This is a genomic window from Pseudomonas kitaguniensis (genome assembly GCF_009296165.1).
GTDB lineage: Bacteria > Pseudomonadota > Gammaproteobacteria > Pseudomonadales > Pseudomonadaceae > Aquipseudomonas > Aquipseudomonas kitaguniensis.
Window position 1 is genome coordinate 17653 of record NZ_VUAZ01000007.1, and the last position, 21572, is coordinate 39224.

Annotated in this window: 21 protein-coding genes and 1 pseudogene; 11 read left to right on the plus strand and 11 right to left on the minus strand. The window is 60.2% G+C overall.

The window, feature by feature from the left end; genetic code table 11:
* Positions 1 to 203: 203 nt before the first annotated feature.
* The gene (gene yaaA / locus F0169_RS01505; RefSeq protein WP_058412008.1) at positions 204 to 983 is read right to left on the minus strand and encodes a peroxide stress protein YaaA; all 780 of its coding nucleotides are present in this window, start codon (positions 981 to 983) and stop codon (positions 204 to 206) included.
* Between the two features lie 119 nt (positions 984 to 1102).
* On the opposite strand from yaaA, the gene F0169_RS01510 reads away from it, so the two are divergent.
* The 5 genes from F0169_RS01510 (at position 1103) to moaE (ending at position 5284) form a co-directional block, all read left to right on the plus strand.
* Entirely contained in the window at positions 1103 to 2227 is a 1125-nt protein-coding gene (locus F0169_RS01510; protein ID WP_172979295.1) for a polysaccharide deacetylase family protein, read from the plus strand.
* 347 nt (positions 2228 to 2574) lie between these two features.
* Positions 2575 to 3969 carry a PhoH family protein gene (locus F0169_RS01515; protein WP_058412006.1) on the plus strand — a complete coding sequence of 465 codons (1395 nt, stop codon included), beginning with the start codon at positions 2575 to 2577 and terminating at the stop codon, positions 3967 to 3969.
* Positions 3970 to 4119: 150 nt separating this feature from the next.
* Complete coding sequence (gene moaC / locus F0169_RS01520) at positions 4120 to 4593, plus strand: cyclic pyranopterin monophosphate synthase MoaC (protein WP_058412005.1); 474 nt, start codon at positions 4120 to 4122, stop codon at positions 4591 to 4593.
* A complete protein-coding gene (gene moaD / locus F0169_RS01525; protein ID WP_058412004.1) occupies positions 4590 to 4832 on the plus strand; it encodes a molybdopterin converting factor subunit 1 in 243 nt (80 codons plus the stop codon). Before moaC ends, moaD begins: the two co-directional genes overlap by 4 nt.
* A 2-nt stretch (positions 4833 to 4834) precedes the next feature.
* Positions 4835 to 5284, plus strand: a complete 450-nt coding sequence (gene moaE / locus F0169_RS01530) for a molybdopterin synthase catalytic subunit MoaE (RefSeq protein WP_152745242.1) — start codon at positions 4835 to 4837, stop codon at positions 5282 to 5284.
* A 142-nt stretch (positions 5285 to 5426) separates the two neighbouring features.
* Here moaE and rhlB read toward each other — a convergent pair whose 3' ends face one another.
* On the minus strand, positions 5427 to 6896 hold the full coding sequence (gene rhlB / locus F0169_RS01535; RefSeq protein ID WP_172979298.1) for an ATP-dependent RNA helicase RhlB: 1470 nt from the start codon (positions 6894 to 6896) through the stop codon (positions 5427 to 5429).
* Positions 6897 to 6992: 96 nt separating this feature from the next.
* Positions 6993 to 7649 (minus strand): alpha/beta hydrolase, encoded by a 657-nt coding sequence (locus tag F0169_RS01540; protein WP_152745243.1) that lies wholly within the window; start codon positions 7647 to 7649, stop codon positions 6993 to 6995.
* Positions 7650 to 7995: 346 nt separating this feature from the next.
* Here F0169_RS01540 and F0169_RS01545 point away from each other — a divergent pair, with 346 nt between their 5' ends.
* The 4 genes and pseudogenes from F0169_RS01545 (at position 7996) to F0169_RS01560 (ending at position 12164) form a co-directional block, all read left to right on the plus strand.
* The gene (locus tag F0169_RS01545; protein WP_053254520.1) at positions 7996 to 9027 is read left to right on the plus strand and encodes an amino acid ABC transporter substrate-binding protein; all 1032 of its coding nucleotides are present in this window, start codon (positions 7996 to 7998) and stop codon (positions 9025 to 9027) included.
* 72 nt (positions 9028 to 9099) lie between these two features.
* Entirely contained in the window at positions 9100 to 10281 is a 1182-nt protein-coding gene (locus F0169_RS01550; protein WP_099237233.1) for an amino acid ABC transporter permease, read from the plus strand.
* Positions 10282 to 10291: 10 nt separating this feature from the next.
* A pseudogene (locus tag F0169_RS01555) lies at positions 10292 to 11388 on the plus strand (amino acid ABC transporter permease).
* Between the two features lie 11 nt (positions 11389 to 11399).
* Positions 11400 to 12164: an amino acid ABC transporter ATP-binding protein gene (locus tag F0169_RS01560; protein WP_003171943.1), complete on the plus strand. Its 765-nt coding sequence runs from the start codon at positions 11400 to 11402 to the stop codon at positions 12162 to 12164.
* Positions 12165 to 12227: 63 nt separating this feature from the next.
* Here the strand turns inward: F0169_RS01560 and F0169_RS01565 are convergent, their stop codons facing one another.
* Both F0169_RS01565 and F0169_RS01570 read right to left on the minus strand, forming a co-directional pair.
* Positions 12228 to 12719, minus strand: coding sequence for a type II toxin-antitoxin system MqsA family antitoxin (locus tag F0169_RS01565; RefSeq protein WP_152745244.1), 492 nt, complete (start codon positions 12717 to 12719; stop codon positions 12228 to 12230).
* Entirely contained in the window at positions 12719 to 13027 is a 309-nt protein-coding gene (locus tag F0169_RS01570) for a type II toxin-antitoxin system MqsR family toxin (RefSeq protein ID WP_152745245.1), read from the minus strand. Before F0169_RS01570 ends, F0169_RS01565 begins: the two co-directional genes overlap by 1 nt.
* Before the next feature lie 159 nt (positions 13028 to 13186).
* On the opposite strand from F0169_RS01570, the gene F0169_RS01575 reads away from it, so the two are divergent.
* Both F0169_RS01575 and F0169_RS01580 read left to right on the plus strand, forming a co-directional pair.
* A complete protein-coding gene (locus F0169_RS01575; RefSeq protein ID WP_152745246.1) occupies positions 13187 to 13846 on the plus strand; it encodes a FadR/GntR family transcriptional regulator in 660 nt (219 codons plus the stop codon).
* Positions 13836 to 15101, plus strand: a complete 1266-nt coding sequence (locus tag F0169_RS01580; RefSeq protein ID WP_152745247.1) for a CynX/NimT family MFS transporter — start codon at positions 13836 to 13838, stop codon at positions 15099 to 15101. The genes F0169_RS01575 and F0169_RS01580 overlap by 11 nt, the downstream gene beginning before the upstream one ends.
* 2 nt (positions 15102 to 15103) lie before the next feature.
* Here F0169_RS01580 and F0169_RS01585 read toward each other — a convergent pair whose 3' ends face one another.
* From F0169_RS01585 to F0169_RS01610, 6 genes are all read right to left on the minus strand, one after another.
* Positions 15104 to 15754 (minus strand): DUF1120 domain-containing protein, encoded by a 651-nt coding sequence (locus F0169_RS01585; protein ID WP_152745248.1) that lies wholly within the window; start codon positions 15752 to 15754, stop codon positions 15104 to 15106.
* Between the two features lie 22 nt (positions 15755 to 15776).
* Complete coding sequence (locus F0169_RS01590; protein ID WP_152745249.1) at positions 15777 to 16922, minus strand: DUF1120 domain-containing protein; 1146 nt, start codon at positions 16920 to 16922, stop codon at positions 15777 to 15779.
* Between the two features lie 11 nt (positions 16923 to 16933).
* A complete protein-coding gene (locus tag F0169_RS01595) occupies positions 16934 to 19363 on the minus strand; it encodes a fimbria/pilus outer membrane usher protein (RefSeq protein ID WP_152745250.1) in 2430 nt (809 codons plus the stop codon).
* Positions 19364 to 19491: 128 nt separating this feature from the next.
* Positions 19492 to 20187 (minus strand): fimbria/pilus chaperone family protein, encoded by a 696-nt coding sequence (locus tag F0169_RS01600; protein ID WP_241679030.1) that lies wholly within the window; start codon positions 20185 to 20187, stop codon positions 19492 to 19494.
* Positions 20188 to 20237: 50 nt separating this feature from the next.
* Complete coding sequence (locus F0169_RS01605) at positions 20238 to 20864, minus strand: DUF1120 domain-containing protein (protein ID WP_152745252.1); 627 nt, start codon at positions 20862 to 20864, stop codon at positions 20238 to 20240.
* A 90-nt stretch (positions 20865 to 20954) separates the two neighbouring features.
* Positions 20955 to 21572 carry a DUF1120 domain-containing protein gene (locus F0169_RS01610; RefSeq protein ID WP_152745253.1) on the minus strand — a complete coding sequence of 206 codons (618 nt, stop codon included), beginning with the start codon at positions 21570 to 21572 and terminating at the stop codon, positions 20955 to 20957.

Sequence of the window (21572 nt, forward strand, 5' to 3'; positions counted from 1 at the left end):
ACGGTTTTCTTGCGTCAGATAAATGACGACCGGAGGGAGGCACGCGGATAAAACTGTGGGAGGGGGCTTGCTCCCGATAGCGGTGTTTAAGTCATAGATGCTTCGACTGACCCACCGCTATCGGGAGCAAGCCCCCTCCCACAGTTGACCTCAAGCAGCCTGAACAGCTGGGTATTGGAACGATCAATAGGCTGGGTATGGCGTTATTGGGGTGCGTGATCGCGCAAAAACACCAGGTTGTCCGGCTTGGACTGCTGCGCATCGAAGCGATAGCCCTGCACATCAAACTGCTTGAGCCTTGCCGGGTCGTTGATGCGTTCTTCAATCACAAAGCGGCTCATCATGCCCCGCGCCTTTTTGGCGTAGAAGCTGATGATCTTGTACTGGCCGTTTTTCAGGTCTTTGAACTCGGTGTTGATGATTCGCGCGTTCAGCGCCGTGCGCTTGACCGCCGAAAAGTACTCGTTGGACGCCAGGTTCAGCAGCAGGTCGTCGCCTTGTTCGGCGAGTGCTTCGTTAAGCCATTCGCTGATGCGCGTGCCCCAGAAGGCGTAGAGGTCTTTGCCGCGCGCGTTGGCGAGTTTGGTGCCCATCTCCAGCCGGTACGGCATCATCAGGTCCAATGGGCGCAGCAGGCCGTAGAGGCCCGAGAGCATGCGCAGGTGGTCCTGGGCGTAGTTGAAATCGGCGTCGCTGAAAGTCTCGGCATTCAGGCCGGTGTAAACGTCGCCTTTAAAGGCGAGCAGGGCTTGTTTGGCGTTGGCCGGGGTGAAATCCGGTGTCCAACTGCCGAAGCGTGCGGCATTCAGGCCGCCGATTTTGTCGGATACGTGCATCAGTTCGCTGATGTGCGCCGGGCTTAGTTGGCGCAGTTGCTCGATCAGTTCCCGGGAATGGTCCAGGTACTGCGGCTGGGTAAAGCGCTGGGTTACCGGCGGTGTCTCGAAGTCGAGGGTCTTGGCGGGGGAAATCACCATCAGCATGAAGTCGTCTCCTTTAATCGTGGGAGGATTCTAGGGGGTTGGGCGTTTTGACTCCACCTATGATGGCGATAGGCATGATCCGCTATGATGGGCGGTGACTCTGGAGAGGGAGACCCCGTGTGCGAATAGCGCTTTTATTGTCCGCGTGCCTGATAGGCTTGACCGCACACGCCGCCCCGGTGGATGTGGCCAGCCTGGACCGTGGCACCTGGCCCGAAAAACTCAGCAGCCCGGCGTTGTTCGACGTCGCCTCACGCGCCGAAATCCTGATGTTCGCGCACAGCCTGATTGCCAGCGAAAACCAGGACGAAGCCGCGCTCAAGCAACGCCTGGGCCTGAAGATCATCAACCTGGCCGCCATTGACGATTTGCGCCGCCAGCTCTGGCAGCGCCTGCTGGAAAACTACACGTTTGCCCAGCAAAGCTGCGAGGAAGACGCCTCGTTCTGTTACCTGGTCGAAAGCATGGATGACCTGCGTGAGCAGGCTGGCAAGTTCGCGCTCAGCGACGACTCCTTTTATATACGCTGGGCCGGGCCCAGCCATAACTTCCATGAGCGTTACCTGGACGAGCTGCTGCGCAAAGCCGCGCTGTTCCCGCAGATCAGCAGCGAAGTCGCGCGTTTCGGCGACCACGAGCGTAATGGCGAAGCCTTCAACGACCGCATGTTCCTGATGACCTTCGACGGCGGCCCGGCACCCGTCAGCGGCGCTACCGACTGGCTCACCGACTACCTGCGCAAACAAAAGACGAGCGCCATCTTTTTTGTGCTCGGCAGTAGCCTGCAAACCCGCGTCGAGCGCAGTTCTGCCGCGGATGTTCAGGCGCTGTATCAGGGCCAGTGCGTGGGCATACAGGGTTGGCAATACCGTTCGCACAGCCATTGGGTCGACTGGCAAAGCTCAATCACCCGCAGCGCATCGCTGGTGCAGAACCTGATGCCGGAAAACTACATGCCGCTGTTTCGCCCGCCTTACGGCCAGCGTCGCGCCGACAGCCAGGGGTTCTTTCAATCTCAAGGTTTGCAGGTGGCGTTGTGGGACATCGACTCCCAGGACGAACCGGGCAAACTCAAGGCCGATGAGGCGCAGGAGCGAGTGCTGACCTTGATGTTGCTGTGGCGCAAAGGTGTGATTGTGTTTCACGACACCCAAGACAAGGCGCGGGTAGCGTTGCCGATGTTATTGCAGGCAACGGCGCAAAGTGGGCTGGGTTGGCAGGACTGCCGGGAGGCGTTTCGCTGAAAAGCTCAAGTGCCCGGCCCTGCTGGGCATAAGGCGTTCAAGCGGTGATTTTTTGCGGCATTTCGATGCAGGCGGACTTCCGACTTTAACGGCGTGGCTGGCACTCGGCTAGTGCTATTCGTCATCCTGAAAAATAAACTTCAAAAAAACGTCAAAGTGCTTTTTTCTGTAATGCCTTTTGCGGTATTACGAAGTCAGACCGCCGAAACCTGCAACACAGGTGGCGTCTTCCAAGACTCCTCATGTGGGCACAACACTTGACGTCACTCAGGTGCTGTCGGTGGTCGAATCGAGGCGCAGCACCGCCCAGGTATTGCGTCGACTGGCTCCCACAAAGGTGACCGAGTATGGATGATCATGGACGTAACCCTTCTTCCGACCAGCCAATCCTTTATGTGCTTGATACCAACGTATTGATTCACGATCCAAACGCATTGCTTAACTTCGAAGAACACCACGTCGCCATCCCGATGATCGTGCTTGAGGAGCTCGACAAACTCAAAAGCGGGCACCACAGCGTTGCCGCCGAATGCCGCCAGGCCATCCGCCTGATCGACAAGACGCTGGGCGAAGCCTCGCCCGATGACGTTGAAGTGGGTGTACCGATCCAGCGCGGTAAAAGCGGGCCGAAGGGCTTGCTGTCGATTCTGATGAACAAGCGCAGCGAGCCCAACAGCCTGTTGCCGGAGAATCTGAACGACAACAAAATCATCAACCAATTGATCGACCTGCACGCACGCGACAAGGACTTGCGCCTCGTGCTGGTGACCAAAGACATCAATATGCGCCTCAAGGCACGAGCGTGTGGGATCGCTGCCGAGGACTACAGTACCGACCAACTGGTCGACGACGTGTCGATGCTTTCGCGTGGTTATCACACGGTGACCGGCTCGTTCTGGGACCTTGTGAGCAAGGTTGAAACCCGTCAAGACCACGGCCGCACCTGGCATCAGGTGCAATTGATCGACAACCTGCCTTCTGTGCACATCAATGAATTCATCATCGACGAACAGGGTTTTGTCGGCTGGATCAAAGAGATTCAGGTCGACAAGCTGCTGATTCTTGATCTGCACCAGGAACCCCTGTTGCATCAGGAAGCCTGGGGCCTGAAACCGCGTGACATCTACCAGAGCCTGGCGCTGTATGCGCTGCTCGACCCGGACATCCACTTGGTCAACCTGACGGGCGCTGCAGGTTCGGGGAAAACCATCCTCGCGCTGGCGGCCGCCATCGAGCAGACCATGGTGACCAAGCGCTATCGGCGCATCATCGCTACCCGCAGCGTGCAGGGCCTGGACCAGGAAATCGGTTTTCTGCCCGGCACCGAAGCGGAAAAAATGGAGCCGTGGTTGGGGGCGATCACCGACAACCTCGAAGCCTTGCACATGGATGACGAAAACACCCATGGCAGCGTCGATTACATCCTCAGCAAAGTGCCGTTGCAGTTTAAATCCCTCAACTACATCCGCGGTCGCAGCTTCCAGCAAAGCCTGATTTTGATCGATGAATGCCAGAACCTGACACCGCACCAGATGAAAACCATCATCACGCGTGCCGGCGCCGGTTCCAAAGTGGTGTGCCTGGGCAACCTGGCGCAAATCGACACCCCTTACCTGTCCGCGACCAGCTCCGGGCTTACGTACCTGACGGAACGCTTCAAAGACTTCCCGAACGGCGTGCACATTGCGCTGCAAGGGGTTCCTCGTTCGATTCTGGCTGAATACGCCGAGTCTCACTTGTAAGCGCAATGGGTGTAGGAGGGGGCTTGCTCCCGATGGCGGTGGCACGTTCAACGGCTCTGTTGACGGGCTGACCGCTATCGGGAGCAAGCCCCCTCCCACATTTATTGTGTGTTGGGTTTACAATCGGTGCTCCTGATCAGGAGTATTGCTGTGCTGACTCATCTCGATTCCCAAGGTCGCGCCCATATGGTCGACGTCACTGACAAAGCCGTGACGTTCCGTGAGGCCGTGGCCGAAGCGCGGGTGCGCATGCTGCCCGACACCCTGAAAATGATTGTCGACGGCGCCCATCCCAAGGGCGACGTGTTTGCCGTGGCGCGTATTGCCGGGATTCAGGCGGCTAAAAAAACCAGTGATCTGATCCCGCTGTGCCACCCGCTGATGCTCACCGGGGTCAAGGTTGAGCTGCGCGCCGAGGGCGTCGACGCGGTGCATATCCTGGCGCGCTGCAAACTCAGCGGCCAAACCGGTGTGGAGATGGAGGCACTCACCGCCGCCAGCGTCGCGGCGCTGACGATCTACGACATGTGCAAGGCGGTGGACCGTGGCATGACTATCGAAAGTATTCGCCTGCTGGAAAAACTCGGCGGTAAAAGTGGGCACTTCAAGGCGGATCAAGCATGAGCATCAACGTATTGTTTTTTGCGCGCTACGCCGAAGCGGTGGGCTTGGATTCACTGGAAGTCGAAGGCGACTTCGCGACAGTCGACGCGGTGCGCCTGGCGCTGGCCGGTGACCCCGGCTTTGAAGTGCTCAACGAGACGAGCCTGATGTGCGCGCGCAACCAGGAGTTGTGCGGCCTCGACGAGCCGTTGCAAGCCGGTGATGAAGTGGCGTTTTTCCCGCCTGTGACCGGAGGCTGACCATGGCCATTCGGGTGCAGGCCGAAGCGTTTGATCCCGGTGCCGAGCTGAATGCCATGCACGCAGCCAATGTTGGCGTGGGCGCGGTGGTGAGTTTTGTCGGTTATGTGCGCGACTTCAATGACGGCCACGAGGTGTCGGGGATGTTCCTTGAGCACTATCCCGGCATGACCGAAAAAGCCCTGGCCAAAATTGCCGTGGAAGCCCGGCAACGCTGGCCGCTGCTCAAGCTGAACGTGCTGCACCGTATTGGCGCGCTGGAGCCGGGCGAGCCCATCGTCTTCGTCGCCGCCGCCAGCGCGCATCGCCAGGCCGCGTTTGATGCCTGCGCGTTTGTGATGGACTACTTGAAGACCCGCGCGCCGTTCTGGAAGAAAGAAAACACCCCGCAAGGCCCGCATTGGGTTGAAGGGCGAGGCAGCGATCACGCTGCGGCAGACCGCTGGAAGTAAACACCTGACTAAAGGTGTATGGAGATCCAAATGTGGGAGCGGGCTTGCTCGCGAATGCGGTGTAACAGTCAGTACATCTTTAACTGACAGACCGCATTCGCGAGCAAGCCCGCTCCCACATTGTTTAACCGCATTTCAGCCTTTAAGGGCGTTTGCGCTCTACCGCTCGCAGCAAATGCGTCGACGGCGTTTCACAGCTGATCTTGCGCCCCAGCAGCGTCTCGATAGACGGCAACTGATACGAGTCATCTTCGCCGGCAAAGCTGATCGACACACCCGCAGCGCCTGCACGCCCGGTGCGGCCGATGCGGTGCACGTAGTCATCCGGCACTTCCGGCAGGGTGAAGTTGATCACGTGGCTGATGCCGTCGATGTGAATACCACGGCCAGCCACGTCAGTGGCGACCAGCACGCGAATCTTGCCTTCGCGAAAGCCTTCCAGCGTCTTGATGCGTTTGTGCTGCGGCACGTCGCCGGACAACTGCGCGGCGTTGACGCCATCACGCACCAGGCGTTCTTCAATGCGGCGCACTTCGTCCTTGCGGTTGGCAAAGACCATCACGCGTTCCCAGCCGTTGTCGGTGATCAGGTTGTAGAGCAGCTTGTACTTGTCGGCGCCGGCCACCGCGTAGATGTGCTGTTCGACGTTTTCACTGGCGACGTTCAGCGCTTCGATCTCGACGATGGACGGGTCGGTGGTCCATTGCTTGGCGAGGTTCATCACGTCTTCGGTAAAGGTCGCGGAGAACAGCAGCGTCTGGCGCTCGTCTTTCGGCGGGGTCTGGCGAATGATCTGACGCACTTGCGGGATGAAACCCATGTCGAGCATGCGGTCGGCTTCGTCCAGCACCATCACTTCGACCATGTCCAGGTGCACGTCGCCACGCTGGTTGAAGTCGAGCAGACGGCCAGGCGTTGCCACCAAAATGTCGCAATGGCGGGCTTCAAGGTGCTTGAGCTGCTTGTCGAAGTCCATGCCGCCGACGAACGTCATGACGTTGAGGCCGGTGTACTTGGTCAGGTCGGCGGCGTCTTTGGCGATCTGCACCACCAGCTCGCGGGTCGGGGCGATGATCAGCGCGCGCGGCTCACCCATGTAGCGTTCTTTGGGCGGCGGGGTTTGCAGCAGTTGGGTGATGATCGAAATCAGGAACGCGGCGGTCTTGCCGGTGCCGGTTTGGGCGCGGCCGATGGCGTCTTTACCTGCCAGCGTAAAGCCCAGCACTTGCGCCTGAATCGGCGTGCAGTAGGGGAAGCCGAGGTCCTGGATGGCGTGCATCAGTTCCGGGGCCAGTTTGAAGTCATGGAAGCGGGTTTTGCCTTCCAGCGGCTCGACGGCGAAGTCTTCGAGCTTCCACGCGGCCACGGGCGGTTTGGGTGCAGGCTCGCGACGCGGTGCCTTTGGCTGGGTAACTGGCGCGGCCTGTACCGGTTTTGCCTGTTCCGGCGCTGTCACCGGTGGTTTTTTCGGCGAGGCGGCACGCGCGGTCCGGTCGGGCTGATTACCGTCATTGCGGTTGCCGGGCATTGGGACAGGAGCACTGGGAACAGGCGCGAGCGGCTCAGCCTCGCTTTTGCCGAACATTTTCTTGAGTGCTTTGAGCACGGTGATCTCATTGTTTGGTTAAGGAATGTACGCCGGCCAGTGTAATGCAAGAATCGGGCGCGGCGTAGTGCGTTGGTCACACGGCTACATAATGTATGGATTTCAGCCCAGGCGAGCGGTCAACCACGCACCTATGTCGTGTATCTCTTGAGGTAACACTTCGTGGCCCATTGGGTATTCCTGCCATGTCACGGTGACACCACGGGTCTTCAAATGCTCAAAGGCGCTGCGGCCCATGGCGTTCTGTACCACGTCGTCGTGCTGGCCGTGCAGGCACAAGGCCGGAATGCGCTGCTGGCTGGCGGACAACTCCAGCTCGTCGTCGAAGGTTGGGGCGTAGGTGGAGAGGGCAATTACGCCACCGAGTTCGCCTTGCCATTTGATAAACGCGGTGTGGAACACCACGGCGCCGCCTTGTGAAAAGCCCGCCAGAAAAATCCGCGAGGCGTCTATTCCGCTGCTTTTTTGTTCTTTGATCAAATCCGTGAGCATTTTTGCCGACACGTCCAGCTCTTCCAGACTGATCGAGCGGGCCGGGCTCATGGCCTTGATGTCGTACCAGCTGGGCATCTCGTAACCGCCATTAATGGTCACCGGGCGGTTCGGCGCCTGGGGCAACACAAAGCGGGTGGTCAGTAGGGTGTCCTGCAACGCTTCAGCCACTGGCATAAAGTCGTAGCGATCGGCACCCAGGCCATGCAACCAGATTACGCAGGCGTCTGCGGGCTTGGCGGGCTGAAGAATCAAGGGTTCGGTCATGTCTGCTCCATAAATGTGCGTGCGCTCCGATTGGGTGCGTCGGAACAGTGCGCGACGGGTTGATCTGTTAAGAGAATGTCGCAAGGTTGTATGTTTTTCTATTGACCATGGGCTGAAACGGCTCAGTCAGCACTCTGGTACGGGGCTTGCTATGTGTAGGACGATGTCAGAACTGTCTGATGACGGTAACACTATCAGTGACTGCCGTTTATGGGATAGCCACTGTAATTACTGCGACGACTTCATGCCGCTTGACCCTAAAAAAAGCCAACACGGGTCGATACCGCCTCATAAGGGTGCGCTGGGGTTCGAGCTTCGACACAACAAGAGCAAATTGGAGGTTTGAATGAAGGTATTGAAATCCACCCTGGCCATCGTTACTGCGGCCGCCGTACTGGGTGTCAGTGGTTTTGCCCAAGCTGGCGCTACCCTTGACGCCGTGCAGAAGAAAGGCTTTGTGCAATGTGGCGTGAGTGACGGCCTGCCGGGTTTCTCGGTACCGGATGCCAGCGGCAAGATCCTCGGGATCGATGCTGACGTTTGCCGTGCCGTAGCTGCCGCCGTATTCGGTGACGCGACCAAGGTAAAATTCAGCCAGTTGAACGCCAAGGAGCGTTTCACCGCGCTTCAGTCCGGCGAAGTCGACATCCTGTCGCGTAACACCACCATGACCAGCTCTCGCGATGCGGGCATGGGCCTGAAATTCCCGGGCTTCATTACTTATTACGACGGCATCGGCTTCCTGGTTAACAACAAGCTGGGCGTCAAAAGTGCCAAGGAACTGGACGGTGCAACCATCTGCATCCAGGCCGGTACCACCACTGAGCTGAACGTTTCCGACTACTTCCGTGGCAACAACCTGAAGTACACCCCGATCACGTTCGACACCTCCGACGAAAGCGCCAAGTCGCTGGAATCCGGTCGTTGCGACGTGCTGACCTCCGACAAGTCCCAACTGTTTGCCCAGCGCAGCAAGTTGGCCTCGCCGAAGGACTACGTGGTTCTGCCGGAAACCATTTCCAAAGAACCTTTGGGCCCGGTCGTGCGTAACGGCGACGACGAGTGGCTGGCCATCGTGCGCTGGGTTGGCTACGCCATGCTCAACGCCGAAGAAGCCGGTATCACCTCGAAAAACGTTGAAGCTGAAGCCAAGTCCACCAAGAACCCGGACGTTGCTCGTCTGCTCGGTGCTGACGGCGAATACGGCAAAGACCTGAAAGTGAAAAAAGATTGGGTTGTACAGATCGTCAAGCAAGTCGGTAACTACGGTGAAGTGTTCGAGCGCAACCTGGGCAAGAGCACCCCGCTGGAAATCGACCGTGGCCTGAACGCACTGTGGAACAACGGCGGCATTCAATACGCACCACCTGTACGCTGATCGCTGATGGTTCAATCACCCGGTGGGCCAACCACCGGGTGATGTTCTGTTCCATTATTTCCGGGGCACTTCATGCAAAAACAAATCGGCGCACCAAAGCAGAAGCTCAGCTTCAGCGATCCCAAAGTGCGTGCGTGGCTCTTCCAGATCATCACCATTGTGGCGGTGATCTCGCTGGGCTGGTACCTCTTCGACAACACCCAGACCAACCTTCAACACCGGGGCATTACCTCGGGTTTCGACTTTCTTGAACGCAGTGCCGGGTTTGGCATCGCGCAACATTTGATCGACTACACCGAATCGGACAGCTACGCCCGGGTCTTTCTGATCGGGCTGCTCAACACCTTGCTGGTGACGGTGATCGGCGTCGTCCTGGCGACGCTTCTCGGGTTCATCATCGGCGTGGCGCGCCTGTCGCCGAACTGGATGATCAACAAGCTGGCGACCGTGTATGTGGAAGTTTTCCGCAACATTCCGCCCTTGCTGCAAATCCTGTTCTGGTACTTTGCCGTGTTCCTGACCATGCCGGGGCCGCGCAACAGCCATAACTTCGGCGACACCTTCTTTGTCAGCAGCCGCGGCCTGAACATGCCGGCAGCGCTCGCCGCTGACGGGTTTTGGCCGTTTGTGGTCAGCGTGGTGGTGGCGATTATCGCGATCGTGCTGATGACCCGCTGGGCCAATAAACGCTTTGAAGCGACGGGCGTACCGTTCCACAAATTCTGGGCGGGCCTTGCGCTGCTGGTGGTTATCCCGGCGCTGTGCGCGTTGATTTTCGGCGCGCCGCTGCACTGGGAAATGCCCAGGCTTGCGGGCTTCAACTTCGTCGGCGGCTGGGTACTGATCCCTGAACTGTTGGCGCTGACCCTGGCGCTTACCGTTTACACGGCAGCGTTTATTGCCGAGATCGTGCGGTCGGGCATCAAGTCGGTCAGCCACGGCCAAACCGAAGCGGCGCGCTCCCTCGGCTTGCGCCCTGGGCCAACGCTGCGCAAGGTGATCATCCCGCAAGCGTTGCGGGTGATCATTCCGCCGCTGACCAGCCAATACCTCAACCTGGCGAAAAACTCGTCGTTGGCCGCCGGTATCGGTTACCCGGAAATGGTTTCGCTGTTTGCCGGCACGGTGCTCAACCAGACCGGCCAGGCCATCGAAGTCATTGCCATCACCATGAGCGTGTACCTGGCGATCAGCATCAGCATTTCCCTGCTGATGAACTGGTACAACAAGCGCATTGCGCTGATCGAGCGGTGAGGAAACGCCCATGAGTACGCATTCTTTCAAACCTGACATGCCGCCGCCGAACAAAGTCTTCGGGCCGGTGGCATGGATGCGCGCCAACTTGTTTTCGAGTTGGCTCAATACCCTGCTGACATTGCTGGCCTTCTACCTGATCTACCTGGTGGTGCCGCCGATTTTGCATTGGGCGATTCTGGACGCTAACTGGGTCGGCACACGCGCGCAGACTGCACCAAAGAGGGCGCCTGCTGGGTGTTTATCCAACAGCGCTTCGGGCAGTTCATGTACGGCTACTACCCCGGCGACCTGCGCTGGCGTGTGGACCTGACCGTGTGGCTGGCGATTATTGGCGTGGCGCCGTTGTTCATCTCGCGTTTTCAACGCAAGGCGGTCTACGGCCTGAGCTTTCTGGTGCTGTACCCGATCATTGCCTACTTCCTGTTGCATGGCGGGATCTTCGGCCTGACCAACGTGGCCACCAGCCAATGGGGCGGCTTGATGCTGACCCTGGTGATCGCCACGGTCGGCATCGCCGGCGCCTTGCCACTGGGCATCGTGCTGGCGTTGGGGCGGCGTTCGAACATGCCGGCGATTCGGGTGGTCTGCGTGACCTTCATCGAATTCTGGCGCGGCGTACCGTTGATCACCGTGCTGTTCATGTCTTCGGTGATGCTGCCGCTGTTCCTGCCGGAAGGCATGGGCATCGACAAGCTGCTGCGGGCGTTGATCGGCGTGATCCTGTTCCAGTCGGCTTACGTGGCCGAAGTGGTGCGCGGTGGCTTGCAAGCGATTCCCAAGGGGCAGTACGAAGCGGCCGCAGCGATGGGCCTGGGTTACTGGCGCAGCATGGGCCTGGTGATCCTGCCGCAAGCCCTGAAGATGGTGATTCCGGGCATCGTCAACACGTTTATTGCGCTGTTCAAGGACACCAGCCTGGTGATCATCATCGGCCTGTTCGACCTGCTCAACAGCGTTAAACAAGCCGCCGCCGACCCGAAATGGTTGGGCATGGCCACTGAAGGCTACGTGTTCGCCGCCCTGGTGTTCTGGATTTTCTGTTTTGGTATGTCGCGCTATTCCATTCATTTGGAACACAAGCTCGACACAGGCCACAAGCGTTAGGAGTTGATGTTATGAGCGAAGCGATCAAACAGCCTGTGAGCCCTGAAGGCATTATCCAGATGCAGGGCGTCAACAAATGGTACGGCCAGTTCCACGTGTTGAAAGACATCAACCTCAACGTCAAGCAGGGCGAGCGTATCGTGCTGTGCGGCCCGTCGGGTTCGGGCAAGTCCACCACCATCCGCTGCCTCAACCGTTTGGAGGAGCACCAGCAAGGCCGCATCGTGGTCGATGGCGTGGAGCTGACCAACGACCTCAAGCAGATCGAAGCGATCCGCCGTGAAGTCGGCATGGTGTTCCAGCACTTCAACCTGTTCCCGCACCTGACCATCCTGCAGAACTGCACGCTGGCGCCGATGTGGGTGCGCAAGATGCCCAAGCGCAAGGCCGAAGAAATCGCCATGCACTACCTGGAGCGCGTGCGCATTCCAGAACAGGCGCACAAGTTTCCGGGGCAACTGTCCGGCGGCCAGCAACAGCGTGTGGCCATCGCTCGCGCGCTGTGCATGAAGCCGAAAATCATGCTGTTCGATGAACCGACCTCGGCGCTCGACCCTGAAATGGTCAAGGAAGTACTCGACACCATGATCGGCCTGGCCGAAGACGGCATGACCATGTTGTGCGTGACCCACGAAATGGGCTTCGCCCGCACCGTGGCCAACCGCGTGATCTTCATGGACAAAGGCGAAATCGTTGAGCAGGCGGCGCCGAATGACTTCTTCGACAACCCGCAGAACGATCGGACCAAGCTGTTCTTGAGCCAGATTCTGCATTGATCGATAAGTGATGCCTGAACATAAACCCGGCCGTGTGCCGGGTTTATTTTTGCCTGTTGTTTTTTAGGCGGACGCTTGAGTTGCCAGCGGTTGAGCGTCTTTTGCACTGAGCAATTGATTGAGGTCTTCGCCGGCCTTGAGGGCTTCTATCTCGGCCAGTAAGTGCGGGTGTTTATCCAGTAGGCGCATCAGCGTGAGCAGTGGCTCGGGCGGGAAAATCTCGGCCCTTTCATAGCGGGAAAATGCATTGTGCCCACGGCCGATCAACAGCCTCACGGCTTGCTTTTGGGTCAACTGCAATTTTCGGCGGATGCGCTTCATTTCGGCGGCGATGATGTGCCTGGCATCAATCAATAACTGGTCACTGGCAGTGGAGTAACGTTCTGCGCTGTCGTCGTCGTAATCGAATTCGATTTCCTTGCAGGCCTGGCATTCCCACCCCGCGATGTCTGGAATAGTGCGGGTCATGCCGCGTGTGTTGATCGTGAAGGTACGCCCCTCGAAATGCTGCATTGCATCATCAGACCCGCAGCTCACGCATTGTTGGGTTTTCATCAGGTGTTCTCCTTGAAGGAGATTACGGGAGGCCCACCGCCTGGGCGGTAAGTCACTTTGATGTAAATCTCCATAGCGTAAATTTTGATCAAATAGACGTCCTGCCACAGCCGGTGGTCCGAGTAGGTCGTCATTGACTTGTACAACATGCGGTTCTCAAGGGCGCAGACCACGAATCGCATTTGGCCGAGGCTCAATTCAAGTTGTCGAGCCCCCTCACGCGCGCTTGCTGTAAATGCTCTTATGCCCAGCCTTGTGACATCTGCCTTGATCAACGCGAGGTCGTAGTGAGGTGTGTACTTTTCCATAAGACATCTGAGCTCCATGATTACCCTCTGAGGGTAATTTTACCAATCGAAAATTCAGTTCCTTTCCCTGCCCAAAAACCCTAGTGCGTTGCCTTTGTAGGCAAGTCCGAATAGGCTGTGGGAAAATTCATCCCATGATTGGACGAAAGTGCGAAACCCATGACAGACATCGCCCCGCTGATCAAACGCTCGCTGGTCGACCAGGCCCTGGAGCAACTGCGCCAGCGCATCGCCCAAGGCGAATGGGCCATCGGCGAGCGCCTGCCCACCGAGCCTGAGCTGTGCGCCGAGCTGGGCATCAGCCGCAACACCGTGCGTGAGGCCATGCGCGTATTGGCGTTTTGCGGGTTGATCGAAATCCGCCAGGGCGACGGCAGTTACCTGCATTCGATGAGCGACCCGCTGGGGGCGATGCGTGCGTTATCGCACTGCACCCTCGAACAGGCGCAAGAGACGCGGCAGATGCTCGAAGTGGAGGCCATCGGGCTCGCCGCCGTGCGCCGTACCGAGGCAGATATGCACGGTTTGCGCGCGGCATTGCACGCGAGCGCCGCGCTGTATCACGGTGAGCTGGAGGCCTATATCAGCGCCGACCTGGTGTTCCACCAACGCTTGGTGGACGCGGCTCACAACCCGGCGTTGAGCGAGCTGTATCAGTATTTTTGCGCCATTGTCGCCGCGCAACTGCGCCAGACGCTGAGTATCTCGCCACGTCGCCAAGCGGTTTTTGACCTGCATATCGCCCTGCTCGATGCGGTGGAACAGCAAGACCCGCAACGCGCCAAATCCCTCTGCCGGCAGTTGATCAATGAACCGTGAAGCCAAGCACAGCCCCGAACTTCAAGCACTGCTGATCGACGCCGAAGCCTGCGACGAGGTGGTGCAGCACACCGCGCCGGTCGTCACGCGGCCCTGGCTATTGCTGTTGGGCCTGATTCTGGTGGCGATGAACCTGCGCCCGGCGTTGTCGAGCATGGCGCCGCTGCTGGCTGAGGTCTCGACTAGCCTGGGGTTGTCAGCGGCCAAAGCTGGGTTGCTGACCACGTTGCCAGTGCTTTGCCTGGGTTTGTTTGCGCCGATGGCGCCGATCCTGGCCCGACGCTTTGGTGCCGAGCGTGTGGTACTGGGGATTCTGCTGATGCTGGCTGGCGGGATTATCCTGCGCAGTTCGTTCGGTGAGGTCGGGCTGTTCGCCGGCAGCCTGATCGCCGGTGCGAGCATCGGCATCATCGGCGTATTGCTGCCGGGTATCGTCAAGCGCGACTTTGCCAAACAGGCCGGCACCTTCACCGGCGTGTACACCATGGCGCTGTGCCTGGGCGCCGCGTTGGCTGCAGGCTCCACGGTGCCACTCAGCAAATATTTCGGCGACAGCTGGAACATCGGCCTGGGCTTCTGGATGCTGCCGGCGCTGGTGGCGGCGCTGTTCTGGTTGCCGCAAGTCGGGCAAAAGCACGGCGCGCATCAGGTCGCCTATCGCGTGAAGGGTTTGCTGCGCGACCCATTGGCCTGGCAGGTCACGCTGTACATGGGGCTGCAATCGTCGCTGGCCTACATCGTATTTGGTTGGTTGCCGTCGATTCTTATCGGCCGCGGCCTTAGCGCGACTCAGGCCGGGTTAGTGCTCTCGGGTTCGGTGATGGTGCAACTGCTCAGTTCGCTGGCCGCACCGTGGCTGGCCACCCGTGGCAAAGACCAGCGCCTGGCCATCGTGGTGGTGATGCTGTTGACCCTGGGCGGTTTGTTTGGCTGTTTGTATGCGCCCATTGATGGGCTGTGGGGCTGGGCGATTGTGTTGGGCTTGGGGCAGGGCGGCACGTTCAGCCTGGCGCTGACCTTGATCGTGCTGCGTTCGCGCGATGCCCATGTGGCCGCCAACCTGTCGGGTATGGCGCAAGGCATCGGCTACACGCTGGCCTCACTTGGGCCGCTCACGGTCGGGCTGGTGCATGACTGGACCGGCGGTTGGGCGGCTGTCGGCTGGGTGTTTGCGGTGCTTGGCGCGGGGGCTTTGGTCGCCGGCCTTGGCGCCGGTCGCGCACGCTACGTGCAGGTCACCTGCGAGAAACGCTGAGGTTACAGGTACACCACCTCCAGGGTCGCGAAGCCGTCCAGGCGTGTTTCGCTGCTCAGGTCGAGGTTCTGTTTGGCATTGATCACCGTATCGATTTTGATCGTGCTGCTCAGGTGCTTGATGGCCACCGGGCCTTGCGTACTGCCTTCGGTGTCGGTGAAGCCCAGATAGCTGTTGGCGCCTATGTCGATTGCGTTGCGGTTGGCGCTACGCCAGGCAACGCCGCCAGTGGTGGACTCGGTGCCGTACACGGTCGGCATCGAGTCGGCCACGGTGTGTGCCGGGTCAAAACTCACGGAATACACGCCGAGCCGATTGCCGCTATTGTCGAACCCCAGCCCGTAGTAGATCTCGCTGTTGACCGACGCCGAGCCCTCGCGGTTGTCGTGCATGCGCAGCGCGAAGCGGCTTGGGCCGTTGCAACCCAGCTCGATTTGCAGGTGCTTGGCCGGCAAGCGGGTGTTCTTGTCCTGGTTCAGGTCCTGCCGGGAAATTTTGCCGTAGTCGATCACGCCGCCACTGGAAAGCAATGGCGTGCAAGCGGCGGGGATGATCAGGCCCTTGACGGCCAGGTCGGCGGTGGAGGCGGCGAAAGTGGGTGGCGCGCCCGCCAGGCAAAACAGGGTTAAAACGGCAATACAGTGGATGTTCATGCTGTGGTTCCTCGCGAAACGCTTACTGATAAAAGATTTCGAGGGTGCCGGCACCGTCGATTCTCACCACATCGCTCAAGTCCAGTTCCTCGGTGGGTGCCAGGTAAGCCCTGATACGCACCGTGCCAGCCAGGTTCTGAATCGCCACCGGGCCGGTGGTAATGCCGATGCTGTCGGTAAAGCCCACGTAGCTGTTGGCGGCCATGGCGATCTGCCGACCGCTGGAACTGCTCCAGGCCGCGCCATTGCTGGTGGAGTCGGTGCGATAAAGCTGCGCCACGGTGTCGGCGGTAAAATCCGCCGGGTCGATGGTCAGGTAGTAGCGCCCGATTTTGTTGCGGCTGGCATCCAGGTTCAGGCCGTATGCCGTGCCGTCAATGCCGCCGGTGGCCGTGCCGTCGCGGTTGTCTTGCATCACCAGGGCAAAGCGCGCCGGGGCGTCGCAGTTGATGGAAAACAGCAGGCTCTTGGCAGCCAGCGAGGTTTCGCTCGTGGCGTTCAGGCTTTTGGCCGACAGCGTGCCGTAATCGACAATGCCGCCGCTGGACAACTGCGGCGTACACGCCACCGGAGCGAAACGCGCGCGCAGGCTCAGTTGACGGTAACGTTCGGCCCGGCGGGCTTCGAACTGCCCGGAGACGTCCCAGGTAGTCGCTTCCCTGACTTGGGTGGCGGCAATGTCGGCCCAGGCCTTGACCAACAGCTGCACGGAAAAATGCTTGCCGCTGAGCACGGCGCCGTTTTGCACTGGCGCAATCGCATGCTCAGGGCGCCAATTGAGCGTCGCTGCGCTGGCCGCAGGCGCTTGGCCTACGCCTGGCAGCAGGCCTAATTCCACCGGTTTTCCGTCGAGGATGGCATCACTGACCTGGATCTCGTAGCTGCCGTGGTCGGTAAAGCGAAACCGTTGCGCGTTTGCCGCCAGCGCGGTGTAAAACAGGCTCGGGTCCAGCGCTTGCGGGCAAGACAGGCTCAGGCTCACGCGGCGCTCGCCGAGCAAACGTTGCGCATCGCTGTCGTTTTGCGCAAGGCGGTTCATCTGGCCGAAATCCAGCAGCGCTTCACTCAGGTTCAACTGGCACTCGTCCAGCGCCAGCGCGTTGCCGGCCAGGCCGAGCGTCAGCACGCCGGCACTCAACAGGCGTCGCGTAACAGGGATGTAGCGCATGGCAGTGGTCCTCAAGGTTGATGGCAACGGGCTGCCGCGGTTTCGAAATACACCTCGGGGTTACCCTTTGCCGGCAGCTCAAACTGCAGGTGGCATGCGGGCATGCCAGGCGCTTTGATCCACAGCGGCGGTTGGTCGATGACGTTGGGTAAAAACACTTGGCCGGCCTCCTGCACCACGGTGACAAAATCACCCTCGGCGGTGCTGACCGTGGCGCCGCGTGGCAACGATGTGCCCTGGTCGGTGGTGACGCTGAGCAATACTCGCCGGGTCATGGCCACGCCGAAATCGATGCGGTCGACTGCCCCTCGACCGGCTGTGACAATCGCCAGGCCATTGTTGATGTCGGCATTGCGCGGCAGTGAGCGGGTTTGCACTTCGACCGGGCTGCGGCCATAGGCATTCACCTGCGGCACCACGGCCTGGCCTTGCCAGTCGGTCCATACCGGGCCGCTTGGGGTGCTCACCTGGACGCCGCTCATGTCGCCTACCGAGAGCACGGCGAAAGTGTCGCGCACCGGGTAGGGCGAGAGTGTGACCCCGCCGCCATGCACCACCACCGCACCGCGTGCGCCACCTTGATAGCTTGAGCGTTCGGCATCGGAACGGCTGTAACTGAAGTCGAGCTGGCTGTAGCGCGGCAGGGTCGAAATGCCCACTGTGGTTTCCACCTGTTGATCGCGAGAATCGTGCTCGGCGCTGACGCGGTAACTGAATTGATCGTTGACCTGCTCGTTCAGGCCCACGCCGCTGCGCTGTTCGCCGCCCGCGTTGCGCACCCAACTGCGTGCCCGGCGGTTTTCGCCCAGCGGCATACTGATATTCAGGTACACCGCGTTATCTTGCTGTTGGCGACCGCCCATTTGCCATTCGGCACTGGCCGACAGCGACACGCCAGCAACGCTGGTGCCCCAGGACGCGAGGGCGCGGCTGCTGGTCTCGCCGGCAAAGGTGCTGGAGCGCGAAATGCCACTGCTGAACGCGCCCAGCCAAGGGTGCGACCAACTCAGGTTGAGGCTTTGCTGATCGCGGTAACGTGAGCTGCGTTGCGCGGTTGTGTCGGTCTCGTAGGTGGTCTCCTCCAGCTCGCGGTAGCCCGGCGTACGCCAGGAGTTTGCCGCGTTGAACGCCCATTGCTCGCTCAATTGTTGCGACCAGGCGAGGTCGGTCTGCAGGCCGCGAACCTTGCCCCGCGCAGAGGCGTCCGAGAGCTGGCTCGACAACTGGATCTGCGTGTCCAGCCCCGGCAGCCAGCCCACACTCAAGCCTGTGGAACGGTAGTCACTCGCCGCCAGGATGCCGCTGCCCACAATCACCTGAGGGTGCACCGCGCCGCTCCAACCTGCGCTGACCACCCACGGGTCGCTGCCTTGCGCATCGCCGATCGAGCGCACACGCCCGGCGGCCACCGAGTAGCCCGGCGCGGGCAGGCCCAGGCCCAGCATGGCGGCGGGCACGCTGAAGCGGCGTTCGTCGCCGCTGCTTTCCTTGACCGTCACTTCAACGTCGGAGCGAGTGTTCAGGCGCCGTACGTTAGTCAGCGAAAACGGACCGGCCGGGACCACCGCGGAATGAATCAGGGCGCCGTTCTGCCGCACCTCGACCTGCGCCGGGCTATTGGCGATACCGTCGATGGTTGCGCCTTGGTCCTGGTCTTGCAGCGCCTGTTCGGTCAGCACTTGCACGCCGGTTATCTGCGCGCCGGACAACACCGGGTTGTACAGGTTGATCTGCCCGGCCTGCAGCACCGCCTGTTGGCTGGCGAAGGTGCGTTGGGCATAGGCCTCCAAGTGAGTGCTGCGCGACAGGCCGTCCTGCCAGGTCTGCACCTGACGGCTGCGCACGATCCAGTCGCCGGCATTAAAGCCCACTTCGGTATTGGCCGAGCCGAACCGGCTGGCGTCGTCACCGTACTGATTAACAAACCCGGAGAGGTCGTAGTTGAGCAACCCGGCGAAACCGCCGGTGTCGTACCCGGAAATATCCTGGCGTATTGGGCGCAAGGCCTCGGTCGGCACCACCAGCGACACCGACAGTGTGGCCGGGTCGGGCTCAACCAGGCTTTGTGGAAAGCGCCGCACAAAGCCATCGCAACCACTGTTGTCGTCAGCGGCCACCAGGTCGGCGGCATCCAGCAAGGCCTGGTCAAAACACAGCGCGCCTTGCGCATCAAAATTCACCTCCAGGCGCCCCTGCCGCTGGCCGTTGACGATCAGGCTGACGGTATGTCGCCCGGGCGCGAAACGCGGTGCTTGCAGCAGTAACCTGGCCAGTTGCGGGTCAATGCCGCGCTGGCGCAGGGTGTGGGTGTCGAAGCTCAGGTTGGGTGGTGTGTCTGCCCGCGTCTCCAGTGGCGACAGGGCGCCGGCGAGCAACAGCGCCGGCAAGGCAAAGCGAGGAGGCACGGCGAAGCCGTCACGGTCTATGCGTACTGTTTTCAAGAAGGGCTCTCAGGCGATAGCACGCGTGGCTGAATCCTTATCAGGCGGTGCCGCTCGGTAACGGTCTTTTGCCGTCACCTCGTTCCCCGGGCGCCGGCTATCCTTGAGGCACCTGTTGCGTCATCGGGTTATGGGTTAAGCGGGGCGTCGTAGGCCGCCACGGCGAAACCGTACACGGTGGCTGGCTGGAACCTGACGCCCGTGGCGGCGCTGCCTGTAGCCTGCACACTCAAGGTTTCGCCGGGCAGTACATACGTGCGCGGCAACATGGCGGTTGCGTCGCCTGGCAGCAGCTTCAGTTCCTGCGCCAGGCGCACCACGTAGGCGGTGTTGTTGCTGACCTGTAATTGGCCGTCAAGTAGCGTCCAGGTCAAGTCGGTCCAGGGTTTCGGGTTGCGCGCCAACCCTTTGGGGTGAATGATCAATGGCAGGTTCTGGCGCACGGTTACGCCGACCCGCGCATGCCCGGCTTCGGTGGCGGGCTTGCCCTGCGGCATGCCTTCGAAAATCACCCGCTTGAGCCGTTGGGTGGTCAACGGTTGCGTGGTTTGCAGGATGAACCGCACCAGTTGTGATTTGGAGGCCTCCACCCGCGACAACGGCGGTGTGACCACCAGCAGCGGCTCGCGGTCTTCGGGAATGTCTTCGAGCGTGACGTGCAACAGCGCCAGTTTGTTGTCGGTGTTAGTCACCGAGACGGCGGCTTCACCGTCGGCTTCGTAGACGATCACCACCGAGGTGTCCGGGACCATGCCATCGGCCCTGATCGCAGGGGCGAGCAGTACCAGTGCGCCGAGAACGGCGCTGCTGATCAAGTGTTTCATCGTCATGACGGATATTTTCCGGTAGGGCGCCGGCCAAGCCGACGCCAGGGTCACAGGTAACGCAAATCCAGAACAATGGAGCCGTCCAGCGGCACCTCCTGGTTCAGCGTCAGCGCGCGTGAAAGGTTGATGGCCGTGTCGATGCGCAGTTGGGTAGTGAACTGCCTGATAAAGTCGGGCTGGCGCTCGCCCGGTAACGCAAAGCCCATGTATTGCCTGGGGTAGGCATTGGTTTGCGCGACCCATGTTTCGCCGCTGTCGCTGGACCCCAACGCTTGCATCGGCTGGTTGTCGCCTATCGGGTCGCGGTAGGACAACGACACCGACCCCAAGCGTTCGTCGGGTGCATGCACGTTTGTGCCCAGGCCGTAGAAAAAGTCGGGTGCGAGCGAGGAGTCCGCCCGATTGTCGATGCCCACCAGTGCAAACAGCATCGGCCGACTGCAGTGAATGCCGAGCTCCAGTACGCGTGTCGGCAACACTGTGAATTCGTCCGGCTTCAGGCTGCCGGCGGCAATCTTGCCGTGGTCAACCGTGCCGCCATCGGACAACACCACGTAACAGGCGTCGGGCGTGATGCTGCCACTGACGGCCAAGTCGACCGCCGAGGCGGCCAACGCCAGTGGGTGGTTGCACACAAGCACTAACAGGGTTGAGACGCGTAAAAACCAGTTCATCGAGTTGGCCCACAGGCAGGGTTGGGCTGGGCCTGCTTTACAGTGCCCGCGCCTTTGAATCACGCCAAAGCATGCGCGGCCATGGTTGGGTTACAGGTACATCACTTCGATTGTTGCCGAGCCGTCGATGAGTACTTCGTCATCCAGACCAAGGCCATCGGCGCGGCTAATAATGGTTTCTACCTCCAGATCGAGCATCAACTCCTGAGTCGGCAGCGGCTGGGTGTCGTCGTCCACGGCGCCGACTGACATGTACAGGCCTGGGCCCATGAGTTTTTCCTTGTACCAAGTGACGCCCTGGTCAGGCGAGGCAATCGTCTGTACCGCCACGTTGTCGGCTATCGGGTTTCTCAAGGTCACCTTGTAGTGCCCCAGCTTCTGATCGCTATTGATCAGGCCCAAGCCGAAGTCAGCGTTCGAAATGGATGAACCTGCCTGGTTGTCGATTGCCTTGAGAGCAAAGGCAATGGCTGCATCGCAGTTGACGCTTAAACTCAGCGTGTCGTTGCCGATAATGGTTTGATAGGTCTGGTTCAAGTCGCTGGACGAAATTTTGCCGTGGTCAATGATGCCTCCGCTGGACAAGCCGATGTCGCAGGCGCTGGGTGTGATCAAGCCCTTGACGATCAACTCGGTAGTGGAGGCGGCGAAGGCGAGCGGGGCGCTGAACAGCAGGCTGCTGGCCAGCGGCAGAAGTAGCTTTTTCAT

Bases quoted from the DNA above. Each gene is read 5' to 3' on its own strand.
- F0169_RS01565 (WP_152745244.1), bottom strand. From the start codon at position 12,719: ATGAAAACCCAACAATGCGTGAGCTGCGGGTCTGATGATGCAATGCAG.
- F0169_RS01580 (WP_152745247.1), top strand. From the start codon at position 13,836: ATGAACCGTGAAGCCAAGCACAGCCCCGAACTTCAAGCACTGCTGATC.
- F0169_RS01600 (WP_241679030.1), bottom strand. From the start codon at position 20,187: ATGAAACACTTGATCAGCAGCGCCGTTCTCGGCGCACTGGTACTGCTC.
- F0169_RS01570 (WP_152745245.1), bottom strand. From the start codon at position 13,027: ATGGAAAAGTACACACCTCACTACGACCTCGCGTTGATCAAGGCAGAT.
- F0169_RS01560 (WP_003171943.1), top strand. From the start codon at position 11,400: ATGAGCGAAGCGATCAAACAGCCTGTGAGCCCTGAAGGCATTATCCAG.
- F0169_RS01585 (WP_152745248.1), bottom strand. From the start codon at position 15,754: ATGAACATCCACTGTATTGCCGTTTTAACCCTGTTTTGCCTGGCGGGC.
- moaD (WP_058412004.1), top strand. From the start codon at position 4,590: ATGAGCATCAACGTATTGTTTTTTGCGCGCTACGCCGAAGCGGTGGGC.
- F0169_RS01550 (WP_099237233.1), top strand. From the start codon at position 9,100: ATGCAAAAACAAATCGGCGCACCAAAGCAGAAGCTCAGCTTCAGCGAT.
- F0169_RS01540 (WP_152745243.1), bottom strand. From the start codon at position 7,649: ATGACCGAACCCTTGATTCTTCAGCCCGCCAAGCCCGCAGACGCCTGC.
- F0169_RS01515 (WP_058412006.1), top strand. From the start codon at position 2,575: ATGGATGATCATGGACGTAACCCTTCTTCCGACCAGCCAATCCTTTAT.
- F0169_RS01590 (WP_152745249.1), bottom strand. From the start codon at position 16,922: ATGCGCTACATCCCTGTTACGCGACGCCTGTTGAGTGCCGGCGTGCTG.
- F0169_RS01545 (WP_053254520.1), top strand. From the start codon at position 7,996: ATGAAGGTATTGAAATCCACCCTGGCCATCGTTACTGCGGCCGCCGTA.
- F0169_RS01610 (WP_152745253.1), bottom strand. From the start codon at position 21,572: ATGAAAAAGCTACTTCTGCCGCTGGCCAGCAGCCTGCTGTTCAGCGCC.
- yaaA (WP_058412008.1), bottom strand. From the start codon at position 983: ATGCTGATGGTGATTTCCCCCGCCAAGACCCTCGACTTCGAGACACCG.
- F0169_RS01575 (WP_152745246.1), top strand. From the start codon at position 13,187: ATGACAGACATCGCCCCGCTGATCAAACGCTCGCTGGTCGACCAGGCC.
- F0169_RS01605 (WP_152745252.1), bottom strand. From the start codon at position 20,864: ATGAACTGGTTTTTACGCGTCTCAACCCTGTTAGTGCTTGTGTGCAAC.
- moaE (WP_152745242.1), top strand. From the start codon at position 4,835: ATGGCCATTCGGGTGCAGGCCGAAGCGTTTGATCCCGGTGCCGAGCTG.